Origin of the sequence: Cupriavidus sp. NPDC089707, from assembly GCF_044748965.1 — a bacterium.
GTDB lineage: Bacteria > Pseudomonadota > Gammaproteobacteria > Burkholderiales > Burkholderiaceae > Cupriavidus.
Map to the genome: position 1 here is coordinate 597,563 of NZ_JBIVHB010000002.1, position 12,951 is coordinate 610,513.

Annotated in this window: 10 protein-coding genes; 2 read left to right on the forward strand and 8 right to left on the reverse strand. The window is 66.7% G+C overall.

Annotation, left to right across the window (positions count from 1 at the left end; genetic code table 11):
• Positions 1-8: 8 nt before the first annotated feature.
• From ACIP1U_RS06090 to ACIP1U_RS06110, 5 genes are read right to left on the reverse strand one after another with little or no spacing between them, the layout of a single operon-like run.
• The gene (locus tag ACIP1U_RS06090; protein WP_400312739.1) at positions 9-986 is read right to left on the reverse strand and encodes an AAA family ATPase; all 978 of its coding nucleotides are present in this window, start codon (positions 984-986) and stop codon (positions 9-11) included.
• Positions 983-3,622 carry a fused MFS/spermidine synthase gene (locus tag ACIP1U_RS06095; RefSeq protein ID WP_400312740.1) on the reverse strand — a complete coding sequence of 880 codons (2,640 nt, stop codon included), beginning with the start codon at positions 3,620-3,622 and terminating at the stop codon, positions 983-985. The genes ACIP1U_RS06090 and ACIP1U_RS06095 overlap by 4 nt, the downstream gene beginning before the upstream one ends.
• A 34-nt stretch (positions 3,623-3,656) precedes the next feature.
• Positions 3,657-5,414 (reverse strand): arylsulfatase, encoded by a 1,758-nt coding sequence (locus ACIP1U_RS06100; protein WP_400312742.1) that lies wholly within the window; start codon positions 5,412-5,414, stop codon positions 3,657-3,659.
• A gap of 56 nt (positions 5,415-5,470) precedes the next feature.
• On the reverse strand, positions 5,471-6,556 hold the full coding sequence (locus ACIP1U_RS06105; RefSeq protein ID WP_400312841.1) for an HAD family hydrolase: 1,086 nt from the start codon (positions 6,554-6,556) through the stop codon (positions 5,471-5,473).
• 43 nt (positions 6,557-6,599) lie between these two features.
• Positions 6,600-7,898: a formylglycine-generating enzyme family protein gene (locus ACIP1U_RS06110; protein ID WP_400312744.1), complete on the reverse strand. Its 1,299-nt coding sequence runs from the start codon at positions 7,896-7,898 to the stop codon at positions 6,600-6,602.
• Between the two features lie 276 nt (positions 7,899-8,174).
• Between ACIP1U_RS06110 and ACIP1U_RS06115 the strand changes: the two genes are divergently transcribed.
• Positions 8,175-9,185 (forward strand): Bug family tripartite tricarboxylate transporter substrate binding protein, encoded by a 1,011-nt coding sequence (locus tag ACIP1U_RS06115; protein ID WP_400312745.1) that lies wholly within the window; start codon positions 8,175-8,177, stop codon positions 9,183-9,185.
• A gap of 60 nt (positions 9,186-9,245) precedes the next feature.
• On the opposite strand, the gene ACIP1U_RS06120 is transcribed toward ACIP1U_RS06115, so the two are convergent.
• Positions 9,246-9,959, reverse strand: coding sequence for a FadR/GntR family transcriptional regulator (locus tag ACIP1U_RS06120; protein WP_400312747.1), 714 nt, complete (start codon positions 9,957-9,959; stop codon positions 9,246-9,248).
• A gap of 101 nt (positions 9,960-10,060) precedes the next feature.
• Positions 10,061-11,395 (reverse strand): MFS transporter, encoded by a 1,335-nt coding sequence (locus ACIP1U_RS06125; protein WP_400312749.1) that lies wholly within the window; start codon positions 11,393-11,395, stop codon positions 10,061-10,063.
• Positions 11,396-11,755: 360 nt separating this feature from the next.
• On the opposite strand from ACIP1U_RS06125, the gene ACIP1U_RS06130 reads away from it, so the two are divergent.
• Entirely contained in the window at positions 11,756-12,310 is a 555-nt protein-coding gene (locus ACIP1U_RS06130; RefSeq protein WP_400312751.1) for an ureidoglycolate lyase, read from the forward strand.
• Between the two features lie 119 nt (positions 12,311-12,429).
• On the opposite strand, the gene ACIP1U_RS06135 is transcribed toward ACIP1U_RS06130, so the two are convergent.
• Positions 12,430-12,951: a helix-turn-helix transcriptional regulator gene (locus ACIP1U_RS06135; protein ID WP_400312753.1), complete on the reverse strand. Its 522-nt coding sequence runs from the start codon at positions 12,949-12,951 to the stop codon at positions 12,430-12,432.

Genomic DNA, 12,951 nt, shown 5'->3' on the forward strand with positions numbered 1-12,951 from the left:
CCGGCGGGTCAGGCCACGGCCACCTGCTGCACCAGGCGGTCGATCACGGCATCGGCGCTGACGCCGGCCGCGTGCGCCTCGTACGACAGGATCAGGCGGTGGCGGAACACTTCGTGCACCACGGCCTGCACGTCCTCGGGCGAGACGAAGTCGTGCCCGTGCAGCCAGGCATGCGCGCGCGCCACCTTGTCCAGGCCGATGGATCCGCGCGGGCTCGCGCCGACCTGGATCCAGCGGTCCAGCTCGTCGTCGACGGTCTTGGGCTCGCGCGTGGCATGCACGAGCGCGACCATGTAGCGCGCGACCGCATCGCTCACGTGGATGCCGTGGATCTCGGCCCGCGCGGCGAAAATGACTTCGGGTGCCAGCCTCTGCATGGAGCCCGACTGTGCAGCGGCGGCGGCGCCGGACTCCTCGGCGCGCGCCAGCGCGACGATCTGCACCTCGGCGTCGGCTTCGGGGTAGGTCACGCTCACGTGCATCAGGAAGCGGTCCATCTGCGCTTCGGGCAACGGGTAGGTGCCTTCCTGCTCGATCGGGTTCTGCGTGGCCATGACCAGGAACAGCGGGTCGAGCTTGTGGGTGACGCCGCCGACGGTGACCTGGCGCTCTTCCATCGCTTCGAGCAGTGCCGCCTGCACCTTGGCCGGCGAGCGGTTGACCTCGTCCGCGAGCACCAGGTTGGCGAAGATCGGCCCGGCCTGGAAGCGGAATTCGCCCTTGCCGCCCTCGGTGTAGTACACCTCGGAGCCCGTAATATCGGCCGGCAGCAGGTCAGGCGTGAACTGGATGCGCGACAGCTTCGCCTCCAGGTTCCGCGCCAGCACCTTGATCGCACGCGTCTTGGCCAGGCCCGGCAGCCCTTCCACCAGCAGGTGGCCATCGGCCAGCAGGCCCAGCAACATGCGCTCGATCATATGCTGCTGGCCAACGATCGCTTCGCCCATCCGCTGCTGCAATGCCAGCACGTCGTCACGGGTGCTCATGGGGCATTCCTCGATGGCGCCGGGCCGGGTGTTCGGCGGCCACCTCCGAACCAGGCGTAGTAAGGGTTGTCAGGATCGGTACGCATGACTTGTTGCATATGCAGCGCCCAGGCGTCGCGGTCGCCGTAGTAAGCGTCGAGGCCGGCGGTGTAGAAGGTGTGCAGCGTTTCGCGTTCGAGCGCGATATTGGCGATCAGCCCTGCATCGGCACCCGTCAGCGGCGGCTCGGTCTGCAGCGTCAGCAGGCGCTGGAGGACCTGCGGGAACTCGGCGCGCCGCACCCACGCCGCGTATTCGATGCGCGGGCGGTCGTCGGTCACGGCGGGCGCATCGCCGACATAGCGCTCCAGGCCCGCGCGGTCCGTCACCCAGGTCGCCAGCAGCGCTGCGGGCGACGCCACGCCCACCGCCCGCAGCGCCGCCGCGACTTCTGGCTCCGCAAAGCGCTGGCGGATATGCGCCGCACTGAGTGTGATCGGCGACAGGGAGCCCACCAGCATCATCTCGTGCAGTTCGGTGGTCCACAGCGTCGCGTGCGGAAACACGTCGAGGAAACTGCGCACCAGCGAACGCGTGTCTTCGTTGTTCTGCGTGGGCAACGGCAGCCATTGCGCGACCAGTCCGCCCGGCTGCAGCCGGGCCGCGGCGAGGCGATAGAAGTCGGTCGAGTACAGGTTGACCACGCCTGCGGCCGAAGGCGGGGGCGGCTCCAGCGTGATCAGGTCGTAGCGTTGCTCGCTCTGCAGCAGTTCGCGCCGACCGTCGCGCAGGCGGATATCGACGCGCTTGTCTCCGGCCACGCCGAAGTTGCCCTGGAACTGTGGCACGGCACGCAGCACCGGCGGCAGCAGTTCGGCCACCACGCGGTGTTCGAGGCCTGGATACGGCAGCGTGGCACCGGCGGTGATGCCGGTACCGAGGCCGATCACCAGCGCCGAGCGCGGCGTGCCGCCGTGCACGATCAAGGGCAGCAGCGCCTGCAACCGCATGTAGCGCAGCGACGTCATGGTGTCACCGGAATTAGACACGCCCTGGATATAGAGGCGGTTGAACGTGTGGCTCGGCGACGATTGCTTCACCACCGCCACGGTGGCGCCGCGGCCTTCCTCGTAGAACACGATCTCGCCGCCACGCGCCCTCGCCAACAGCGTGGCGAGCCGGTCCGCAGGCGCGAGCGCCGCGGCAATCACCGCAAGGACCGCCACCATCGGCACAGACCAGCGCGCCAGCTTGCGCACACCCGAGCCGAGCGCGACCGCGACGATGCCGACCATGCCGGCACCCACGGCCAGCAGCGACAGCGTATGGACAAGGCCGATGCTCGGCACCAGCACAAACCCCGCCACCACCGTGCCAACGATGCCGCCCAGGGTGTTGAGCGCGACCACCGCGCCAACGCCGGCGCCGAGCCGGTGGTTGTCAACGCCCACGCGCAGCACGAATGGGAACGCGGCGCCCAGCAGCAGTGTGGGCACGAACACCACGCTCAGCGCCGCCACCGCGAAGCTCGCGCAGGCTGCCGCCAGGCCGCTCGAAGTGGCCGACTGCACCCAGTCCGATACCGCTGACTGCGCCCGCAGCAGCCATTCGCCAAGCACCACGATTTCGAGCAGCGCCACCAGCCCGGCGGCGGCGATCAGCATCGCGAACGCACCCCACGGATCGCGCGCACGGTCGGCTCGCCGCGCGGCCAGCGCGCTGCCGATGGCAAGGCCCGCAAGGTAGGTCGCCAGTACCACCGTGAAGGCAAAGGTGCGCGTGCTGATGAACTGCACGATGGCTTGCGACCACACCACTTCATAACCCAGCGCGATTCCACCCGCGGCGGCATAAAGCACCAGCGCCAGCCGCCCGTCGCCAGCATCGCGCGCGGGCTCTGCAGATGCCGGCGCGGCAGCGGTGGCGGCCGGTTCCTGCGCAGGCATCGCACGCGAAGCCAGGGCCAGCGCGACCACCGCAGCAAAACCGTTGAGCGTGGCCGCGGCCAGCGCGCTGCCGGTGATACCGAGCCACGGGATCAGCACGAAGCCCGCCAGCAGCGTGCCGGCAATGGCGCCTGCGGTGTTGGCGGCATAGAGGCGTCCGCCATGCGTGCCGACCTGGCCCGCGCGCGACGCCAGCACACGCATCAGCACAGGCAGCGTGCCGCCCATGGCCGCCGCGGGCAGGATCACCAGCACGAACGGCAACGCCCAGGCCAGCAGGCCAACACGGCTTTCCAGCCACGCGAACGGCGCGGCGGCACGCGCCAGCGCCAGCGTGGCGCCAATGGCCAGCGCCAGCACGGCGATTTCGAGCCACGCATACAGCCGCAGCGGTTGCGCGTGCCGATCGGCTACGCGCCCGAATAGCCAGCCGCCCAGTGCCAGCCCAGCAAAGAACGCACCCACGGCGGTGGTGACGGCGTGGACATCCACGCCGACCACCAGCGCGAGCTGCTTGATCCAGAGAACCTGGTAGATCAGTCCGGCCGCGCCGGACGCGAAAAGCAGCAGGGCAGGCGCCAGCATGGCGCGGTGAGGTGCCAACTGACCCTGCCCTGCCTGCAAGGCAGCACTTTCCACGCGTCGCGGTTTGCCGGACCTATGCCGCGCTTGCTGCTTGCCGGCGCTTGCGCCGGCATGCGCTTCTCCCATGGTGTGATCCTGGTGAAGAGGTTCGCCGGGAGGTTTACTTTCCTCCCGCCGCCCCCTTGTCGAGGGAGTTCATCAACGCCTCGGTCATCTGGTCAATGGTGAAGCTTGCCGGCCTCTGGCTGGGTGGATAGGCCTTGAATGTCTGGAGGAACGGCGCTACCCGCGACGACGCATAGCTGATCATGTAGGCATTCTTCGCGGTCCAGTCATAGTACTGATCGGAAACGATATCCGCCCGCTCATAGGGATCCATGCGCAGGTTGAATGCCTTCGGCACGCGCAGGCAGGTAAAGGGGTTCGTCCACACCTCGAAGCCGCCCGGCCGGCGCTGCTCGCAGAAGACGAACTTCCAGTCGTTGTGCCGCATCGCCACCAGTACGCCGTCATCGTTGAAGTAGTAGAAATCCTGGCGGGGCCCGGTATTGGTTTGACCGGTCAGGTATGGCAGGAAATTGTAGCCATCGAGGTGAACCTTGAATGACTTTCCGCCGATGCTGGTGCCCTTGAGCAGCCTGTCCTTGATGTCAGTATCGCCGGCCGCGGCAAGCAGGGTCGGGAACCAGTCGAGCCCGGACATCATCGTCGTGGACACGGTACTGGGCTTGATGCGGCCGGGCCACCGGACGATCGCCGGCACGCGGAATGCGCCCTCCCAGTTGGTGTCCTTCTCGCTGCGGAACGGCGTGGTCGCGGCGTCTGGCCAGCTGAACTGGTTCGGGCCGTTGTCAGTCGTGTAGATCACGATCGTGTTGTCCGCGATCTTCAGGTCATCCAGTGACTTGAGCAGCTTGCCGACATCGCCGTCGTGTTCGATCATGCCGTCCGCATATTCATTGCCCGGCATGCCGCTCTGCCCGCGCCTCGACTCGCGTACGTGGGTGAACAGGTGCATGCGCGTAGTGTTCATCCACACGAAGAACGGCTTGTCGGCCTTGACCTGTTTCTCCATGAAACCGATCGCGGCCGCCGTGGTCTCGTCGTCGATGGTCTCCATGCGCTTGCGGTTCAGCGGGCCGGTATCCTCCACCTTGCCGTCGGCAAAGGAACGGATGACGCCGCGCGGCGCGTTCGCCTTCACCCAGGCCGCGTCGTTCTTCGGATAGTACGGGCGCTCGGGCTCCTCTTCCGCATTCAGGTGGTAGAGGTTGCCAAAGAACTCGTCGAAGCCATGCGCGGTCGGCAGGTACTCGTTGCGGTCGCCCAGGTGGTTCTTGCCAAACTGTCCGGTGGCATAGCCAAGCGGCTTGAGGGCCTGTGCGATGGTGACGTTCTGCGCCTGCAGGCCGACTGGCGCACCCGGGATGCCGACTTTCAGCAGGCCCGTGCGCAACCCGACTTCACCGGTGATGAAGGTGGAGCGGCCGGCCGTGCAGCTGTTCTCGCCGTAGTAGTCGGTGAGCATCATGCCTTCCTGCGCGATGCGGTCGATATTGGGCGTGCGATAGCCCACCACACCGTGGCTATAGGCGCTGATGTTGGTCTGTCCGATGTCATCGCCGAAGATGACGAGGATGTTGGGCTTCTTGCCGGACGGCGCGGTGGCCGCCAGCGCGGGCGCCGAAGCCGCGGCAACCGGCGCGGTGGCCGCCACCGGCGGGCTCTCCCTGGCTGGTACTGGCTCGGCCGCGGTGGGTGCCGGCGCCGCCGCAGGCGCCTGTGCCGCCGGCTGCTGTTCCTTGGGCGGCGTCTCCTTCTTGCCGCAGCCCGCGATCGTGAACACGGCGGCGGCCATGGCCAGCATCACCAGCCTGGAGCCCCGCCCTTTCGTTATGCCTGCTTCAACTCGGTGCATGTTCCGCCTCCGTTCATTGACCCGTTACGGTCGGTTCACTGCTGCTCTCATCGTGCTCATGGCTTGCCGGCCGGATAAATCTGCTGCCAGTCCTGCTTCATGCTGACCACGGCCCAGCCCTTTGCTCTGGCCGCATCCAGGGCCTTGTCGAGCTTGCCTACCTTGGACTGGCGGTCGTAGGCGAACTCCCGCTCGGCATCGTCGTGATGCACCAGCACCGCCATGCGCGGACCGTCGCCGCCGGCGGTGTACTCGAGCATCTGCAAGTCGCCGTCCGAATTGCCGACAGCGAGGATGGGCCGGCGGCCAATATGGCGGTAGATGCCGACCGGCTTGCCGGGGCCGTCATCGATAAAGTCGAGCTTGGGATCGCGCACCAGCACGGGCTTGCCGTCGCGCACCATGTAGCGCACCGCCTGGGACGAGCCAATCACCTGCTCGGGCGGAATGCCATAGACCTGCTGGCTCCAGGGCCGCATGAAATCGATGGTGCCGCCGGACACGATGTAGGTCTTGAAGCCATTGGCACGCAGGTAGGACAGCAGTTCGAGCTGCGGCTGGTAGACCAGCTCGGTATAGGGCCGCTTGAACTTGGGATGGCGCGCCCTGGACAGCCAGTCTCGGATGGTGCGGTCGTACTCGTCCACGCTCATGCCGCTGTTGGCCGTGGTGATCAGACCGAGCAGCTGCTTCTGGTTTGCCATCAGCGCATTCATGTCGTTGGCCATCAGCGCCTTGAACGCGGCATTGCTGCGCCACTCCGGATGCTGCGGCGCAGCAGCCCTGACCTGGTCGAGCAGGAAGAAAAACTGGAAGTAAAGCGGCTGCTCGCTCCAAAGCGTGCCGTCGTTGTCGAACACCGCCACGCGCGCCTCGGGTGGCACGAAGGTGGGCGAGCCCGGGCGCGTCACGTCGGCCACGAATTTGAGCAGCGCCTGACGCGCGGCGCCGTCGCGCCACGATGGCAGGGCCTGTTCCGCGGGCAGCGCCGCCTGGGTTGCAGTGGCCGCTGCTGCGGGGGCCGCAGGTACGGCGGGCGCGGTACAGCCGGAAAGCTGCAAGCCGGCAAGCACCAGCGCGGCGCACAGTGCGGCGATCGTCCTGCGCGATGCGCCGGCGCGCAAGGCGTTGTTGTTGGGCATGCTCATGACGCTTGCTCCTGTCTCGTGTCGATGCGGCCCGGCATCAGCGTGCCGCCGGCTGCGGCTGTCCACCCATTGCCAGCGGCATATGGGGCGCATTGCGGCGCATCTCGGTCCAGCGGCTGTCGTCCATCACCAGCCGGAAGCCAAGGTGCGACATGCTGTTGAACGGATCCGTCCCGCGCCGTGCGCTGGGGCGGTAGCTCAGGCAGTAGTCTTCGTTGCAGAGAAACGAGCCGCCGCGCGTCACGCGCTTGGGCGCATTGACCGGTACGCCCGGCTCGCCGGGGTCCCACGAAGCCAGCGGGCCGGCCGGATTCTCGATCGGCTGCGCCTTGCCGGCTTCGCGCCGGAACTGGTCGGCGCGGTACCAGTCGGCGACCCATTGCCAGGCATTGCCGGTCATGTCGGACAGCCCATAGCCGTTGGGCGGAAACGTGCCGACCGGGCTGGTGCCCAGCGCGCCGCCGGCCTTGGGGCTGACAACCTGGCTGACTACCTGGCTGACTACCGGACTGGCAACGGGGAACGGCTGGCTCTGCTGGCCCTGCCAGACGTTGGCCATCTGCTTGCCGGCGGGCGCGAACTGGTCGCCCCATGCGTAGGTGGCTTGCTCCAGCCCGCCACGCGCGGCAAATTCCCACTCAGCTTCGGTGGGCAGGCGCTTGCCGGCCCATTTGGCGTAGGCCTGCGCATCTTCGTAAGACACCTGCACCACCGGATGGTCGTCCTTGCCTTCGATCGAGGTACCGGGGCCGCCCGGATGACGCCAGTCGGCGCCAGGCACGTACCGCCACCAGCGCGAGTAGTCCTGCAGCGGCACCGGACGCGGCGTGCCGACAAAAACCATGCCTCCGGCCACCATCGCGCTGTCGGGCGGACGCGGCGTGCCGGGGGGCAGTTGTACCTTCAGGGTTTCCCAGTCCGGCGCCCGCTCAGCCGTGGTGACGTACCCCGTGGCCTCGACGAACTTGCGGAACTCGGCATTGGTGACGTGGTGCTTGTCCATCCAGAAGGCATGCACGCGCACCTTGTGCGCCGGCTTCTCGTTGGCCTGCGCCATCTTGCTGTCGCTGCCCATCAGGAATTCGCCGCCGGGTACACGGACCATGCCGAACGGGCCGTTCTTGCCGTCGCCTTCCACCACCCCACGCGCTGTGCCGCCGCTCGACTGCGCGTACCACCAGCTGCCGCCCGCACCTGCCGCGATGCCCGCACAGGCCAGCACGGCAACCAGGAATCCGCGGCGTCGATGCGGCGCCGCAGCAGAGGCAGGCAGCGCTTGCGCTGCGCCGCGCGCCGGGGCGCGTGAATGGAGCCCGTTGCGCTTGCGGGTTGCCATAGGACGTCCTCCGCCAAAGACAAAAAAGGTGCAATCGTGCACCTGCGGGTATCGTCACAGAATGGGTACTGAAAGGGAATTTAGATTTCTTGCCGCGCGTGTTGAAAGATTTCACGGCGACGATGTCATCAGTGCTTGCTCCTCGGGGTAAATACCGCCCCAACGTCTCGTCCATAGCGCCGATGTGCCGCGCCGGCAGCGGCCCGTACGCTGCGGTTTTCCATGCGCGCAAGGCGCGACAAGACAACCAGGACGTCATAACCAGGAGGAAACACCATGCAAGCTGACCGACGCAAAGCCCTGCAGTGGCTGGGGGCAGGCTCCCTCGCCGCCACGGCTTCGGCACTTGGCCTTGGCCATGCCCGGGCCCAGTCAGGACAGTCCGCTGTGTCGAACTATCCGTCGAAGCCGGTACGGCTGGTCGTGCCCTACCCGCCGGGCGGCGCCACCGATGTGCTGGCACGCGCGCTCGGCGAACCGCTCGGCAAGCTGTGGCAGCGCCCGGTCATCGTCGAGAACCGCCCGGGCGTCGGCGGCATGATCGGCGCCGACGTGGTGGCCAAGGCGTCGCCGGATGGCTACACGCTGCTGCTGGCGCTCCCCAGCCTGGTGCAGACGCCGTACATGGTGGCCAAGCCCCCGTTCGATCCGCTGCGCGACCTGACCGCCATCGGCCAGTTGTGCACCTCCAGCCTGGTGCTGACCGCCAACAGCGCCATGCCGCGCACGCTGCCCGAGGTGGTCAGCCTGGCCAAGACGCAGCCGAACAAGATTTCCTACGGCACTCATGGCATCGGCACCGGCGCCCATCTCTATATGCAGGTGTTCGCGGCCGTTGCCGGCGCCGAGCTGCTGCACGTCCCATACAAAGGAGAAGCCCCGATCGCCACCGACCTGATCGGCGGCCAGATCTCGCTGGGTACGCTGTCACCCATGACCGTGCGCCAGCATGCGCGCACCGGCAAGCTGCAGCCGCTGGCCGTGACCGGCAACGCGCGCGCGCCGATGCTGCCCGACGTGCCCACCTTCCAGGAGCTCGGCTATAAGGGGTTGGACGGCCCGGCCTGGCTCGGCCTGTTCACCACGGCCGGAACGCCGCAGCCTGTCGTCGAGAAGATTTCCGCGGATGTGGAGACGGTGATGGCCGCGGCCGATATCCGGCAACGCATGGCCGACCTCGGACTGATCGTCAAGACATCGCGCCCGGCCGCGTTCGCGGCGGTGGCGAAGGCCGACCAGGCTTACTGGGGGAATGTGATCAAGGAATACAACATCCGGCTGGATTGAGCCGGCACTGCGTCAGACGCCGGAATCGCGGCACCAGCGCACAGGGGTGCCGACCTGGCCTCAATCCTCTTTCTCGTCGCCCGTCGGGAAATGCACGCCGGCGCGCCGGGCCGCCAGCATGATGTGGCGCTCCATGGCGCGCTGGGCCTGCTCCGGCTGGCGCGCAGCGAGCGCTTCGATGATCCCGCTGTGCTCGGTGAAGGTGGCGTTGCGCGCGCCGCGCCGGTAGTACGGCAGGCGCTGGCTTTCGCGCATCACCTCGGCGCTTTCGCGCAGGATCTCGCGGATCACCTGGTTGCCCGATACCGTCACGATCAGCGTATGGAACTCGTAATCCAGTTGCGACGCTTCATCGTACGCATCGGCCTCGATCGCGCGCTGCATGGCCGCGGCATTCTGGCGCAGTTCTTCGATTTCGTCGGTGGAGATGGCCAGTGCGGCAAGGCGGGCAGTCAAGCCTTCCAGCGCGAAGCGCAGCTGATAGATGTCGATCAGCGAATGCGTGGCCGCGAAGCGCCACGGCGGCGTCGCCTGCGCCTCCGCCGCGGGCGACACGGCGGTCACGTACACGCCCTTGCCCGGGCGCGCCATCACCACGCCCATCCCTTGCAGCGTGGAAATCGCTTCGCGCAACGATGCGCGGCTGATGCCGACCTTTGCCGCCAGCTCCCGCTGCGCGGGCAGCAGCGTGCCCACCGGAAAGATGCCGTCGCGCACCCATTGCTGGATGAGGCTGACAGCCTGGTTGGCGACGGAAGAGGAAGATCCGGTCATACGTGAACTGGTGGCAAATCGGCGGCGCGAGGACGGTTGCCGGGAATTCTAGCCGACAAACCCGCCCCGTCCGCCGCCTGCCAGGCGCGCGGCCGCTGCCTTTACTTGTTAACCAGCTTGGCCGGCACGGAATACGTCAGCAGCGCCCCGCACAGCAGCACCCCGGCAAGCACGAACATGGCCGCGTCGGTGCTCTGCGTTGCATCCTTGATCAGGCCGATCATGAAGGGGCTGATAAAGCCGGCCAGGTTGGCAAACGAATTGATCAGCGCGATCCCCGCCGCCGCACCGACGCCGGACAGGATCGACGTGGGCAGGCTCCAGAACAGCGGCGAGGTCGCCAGGCTGCCGCCCGCGGCCAGCGCCAGCGCAGCCAGCGACAGCGCGGTGTTGTGGCTGAACACGGTACTCAGCACCAGCCCCGTGGCGGCGCAGCAGAACGGCACGATCAGGTGCCAGCGGCGCTCGCGCATGCGGTCGGAACTGCGGCTGACCAGGATCATCGACACCACCGCGACGCCGAACGGAATCGCGGTCAGCAGGCCCACGTCGAGCACGCTCTTCACACCGGTTTGCTTGATCAGCGTCGGCAGCCAGAAGGTCAGGCCGTACTGGCCCATCACCGTGCAGAAGCAGATCAGCGTCATCTTCAGCACGCGAGAGTCAGTCACCAGGGTCCGCAGCGACATATGGGCGGACTTCTGCGCGTTCTCGGCGGCGATGTTGCGCGCCAGCAGGGCCTTTTCGTCGTCGGTCAGCCAGCGCGCCGACTGGATGTTGTTGTCGAGATACCAGAGCACCGCCACGCCAACCAGCAGCGACGGCACCGCCTCGATCAGGAACATCCATTGCCAGCCGCGCAAGCCGTTGACGCCGTGCATGGCCTCCATGACCCAGCCCGACAGCGGCCCGCCGAAAATGCCGGAAATGGGAATCGCCGCCATGAACAACGCCACCATGCGCGCGCGCCGATGCGACGGGAACCAGTACGTCAGGTACAGGATCATGCCCGGATAGAAGCCCGCCTCGGCCGCGCCCAGCAAGAAGCGCAGCACGTAGAACTGCGTGGTGGTCTGCACGAACATCATCGCGGCGGAGATCAGGCTCCACAGGATCATGATGCGCGAGATGGTGGCCTTGGCGCCGATGCGATGCATCAGCAGGTTGCTCGGCACCTCGAAGAAAAAGTAGCCAATGAAGAAGAGCCCCGCGCCCAGGCCATAGACGGCTTCGCTGAACTGCAGGTCGGCCAGCATGTTGAGCTTGGCAAAGCCGACGTTGACGCGATCCAGGTAGGCGACCACGTAGCACAGCATCAGGAATGGCAGCAGCCGCCAGGCCACCTTGCGGTACACCGCATCTTCGCGGGCCTGCGCGTGGCCCTGCGGCAGGGCGAGCGCATCCGGCCCGGCCGGGGCGGTTTCGGTTGGGGTCATTGAGGGTCTCCTTGAATTATTGGGGGTCGGCGTGGAGCACAGGCTGGTCGGCTGGCATGGCTTCCCACTTAGTCATACCGGTCTGACCAGTAGTTGCCGAATGGTAGGGAGCGAAGATATGGCTGTCAAGGCGCGAACTCGCTGGGGAAATCCCTCTGTCTGCTTGATCACCCACAAACGACCGCCCGACGCGAGATCTTGTCGACGCCTGTGTCATCACGCCAGTGGCTGTGGCTCAGCCCTTGCGTGCCAAGACATCTTCCGCCACAATTGCCGCAACTGGTCTGACCAGTTGCGGACGGCCTCACCGGAAACCCGACCGCCGCCGCGCCGGACATGCCGCAAAAGCAAGGAGACTCGATGCCATCCCATAGCCCGCCCACGATCGACCCGTCCGCGCTGGTACGTTTGCGCCCGCAGCCCCTCAGTGCGGATGCCTTCGCGCCGTTCGGCGACGTCATCGCGGCGCGCCCCGCCGACGATCCCGCTGCATTCCCGATCAACGGCGGCATGGTCACGCGCCATCACGATCTCGCCACGGTGGAACTGGGCGGGGGCCGCGCCCTGATCAACCTGTTTGAGGCGCGCCCCTACACCTTCCCGATGGAGATCTCGATGATGGAGCGCCATCCGCTGGGGAGCCAGGCATTCATCCCGCTGTCGGAGCGTCCTTTTGTGGTTGTGGTCGCGCCGCCCGGCGACACGCTGGAGCCAGCGTCATTGCGCGCCTTCATCACCAACGGGCGACAGGGCGTGAACTATCGCGCCGGCGTATGGCACCACATGCTGCTGGCGCTCGGGGAAGCTTCGTACTTTGCCGTGGTGGACCGTGGCGGTGACGGCAACAACTGCGATGAGCAGCGGCTGGCGCCGCCGCTGGTGCTCGAATTGCCGCGGTCGGCGCAAGACGCTTGACCCGGAAAAGTCGACACGATTCTCAAGAATGCGGCAAATTGGTTTGTTGGGCTGGCCCGCCGCATCCAGATAGTCGTTGTCGGTTGTAGTGCGCTGACGGGAGCAACCTGATGCGCTGCTCAGGCCACCAACGGCCGGAACTGGCGCTCCATTGCAGGGCTCACGTCCCTGACGCGCATTGCCAGGTTGACTTGCATGGTCGTGGACGCCGTTTCAATCAGTGTCCGGTCTATCTCGTAGCCGCTCTTGCTCATCCACAACAAGACCTCGCGCAGATGCCACAGCGAACTGGTGCCTTCATGCACCGGCGGCGGAAACGATTCGGCATGGCCAATCATCAGCTTGCGCATGTTCTGGCGGGACATTCCGATCGCATCGGCAACATCCGTCAGGCCGACCAGATCCGGCGCGGCTTCAACCAGCATTGCGGATGGTATGGCACGCTTCACGTCGGCGAGCGCGCTCATGATGGCGTCCATGGCGGACTCCGCCTCGCGGTCAAAGGCCACTGCAATCCGGCGTGCCACGCCCGTCCCGACGACTGCGTCGTCACATCCCGCCTCGTACAGGCGTTCGACCAGTGCATCGGGGTCGTTGTCATCCGGCGATAGTTGATATCGGAGGGCGAAAGAATATTCCAT

Coding starts and splice junctions, on each gene's coding strand:
- ACIP1U_RS06090 (WP_400312739.1), bottom strand. CDS start 986: ATGAGCACCCGTGACGACGTGCTGGCATTGCAGCAGCGGATGGGCGAA.
- ACIP1U_RS06095 (WP_400312740.1), bottom strand. CDS start 3,622: ATGGGAGAAGCGCATGCCGGCGCAAGCGCCGGCAAGCAGCAAGCGCGG.
- ACIP1U_RS06100 (WP_400312742.1), bottom strand. CDS start 5,414: ATGCACCGAGTTGAAGCAGGCATAACGAAAGGGCGGGGCTCCAGGCTG.
- ACIP1U_RS06105 (WP_400312841.1), bottom strand. CDS start 6,556: ATGCCCAACAACAACGCCTTGCGCGCCGGCGCATCGCGCAGGACGATC.
- ACIP1U_RS06110 (WP_400312744.1), bottom strand. CDS start 7,898: ATGGCAACCCGCAAGCGCAACGGGCTCCATTCACGCGCCCCGGCGCGC.
- ACIP1U_RS06115 (WP_400312745.1), top strand. CDS start 8,175: ATGCAAGCTGACCGACGCAAAGCCCTGCAGTGGCTGGGGGCAGGCTCC.
- ACIP1U_RS06120 (WP_400312747.1), bottom strand. CDS start 9,959: ATGACCGGATCTTCCTCTTCCGTCGCCAACCAGGCTGTCAGCCTCATC.
- ACIP1U_RS06125 (WP_400312749.1), bottom strand. CDS start 11,395: ATGACCCCAACCGAAACCGCCCCGGCCGGGCCGGATGCGCTCGCCCTG.
- ACIP1U_RS06130 (WP_400312751.1), top strand. CDS start 11,756: ATGCCATCCCATAGCCCGCCCACGATCGACCCGTCCGCGCTGGTACGT.
- ACIP1U_RS06135 (WP_400312753.1), bottom strand. CDS start 12,951: ATGGAATATTCTTTCGCCCTCCGATATCAACTATCGCCGGATGACAAC.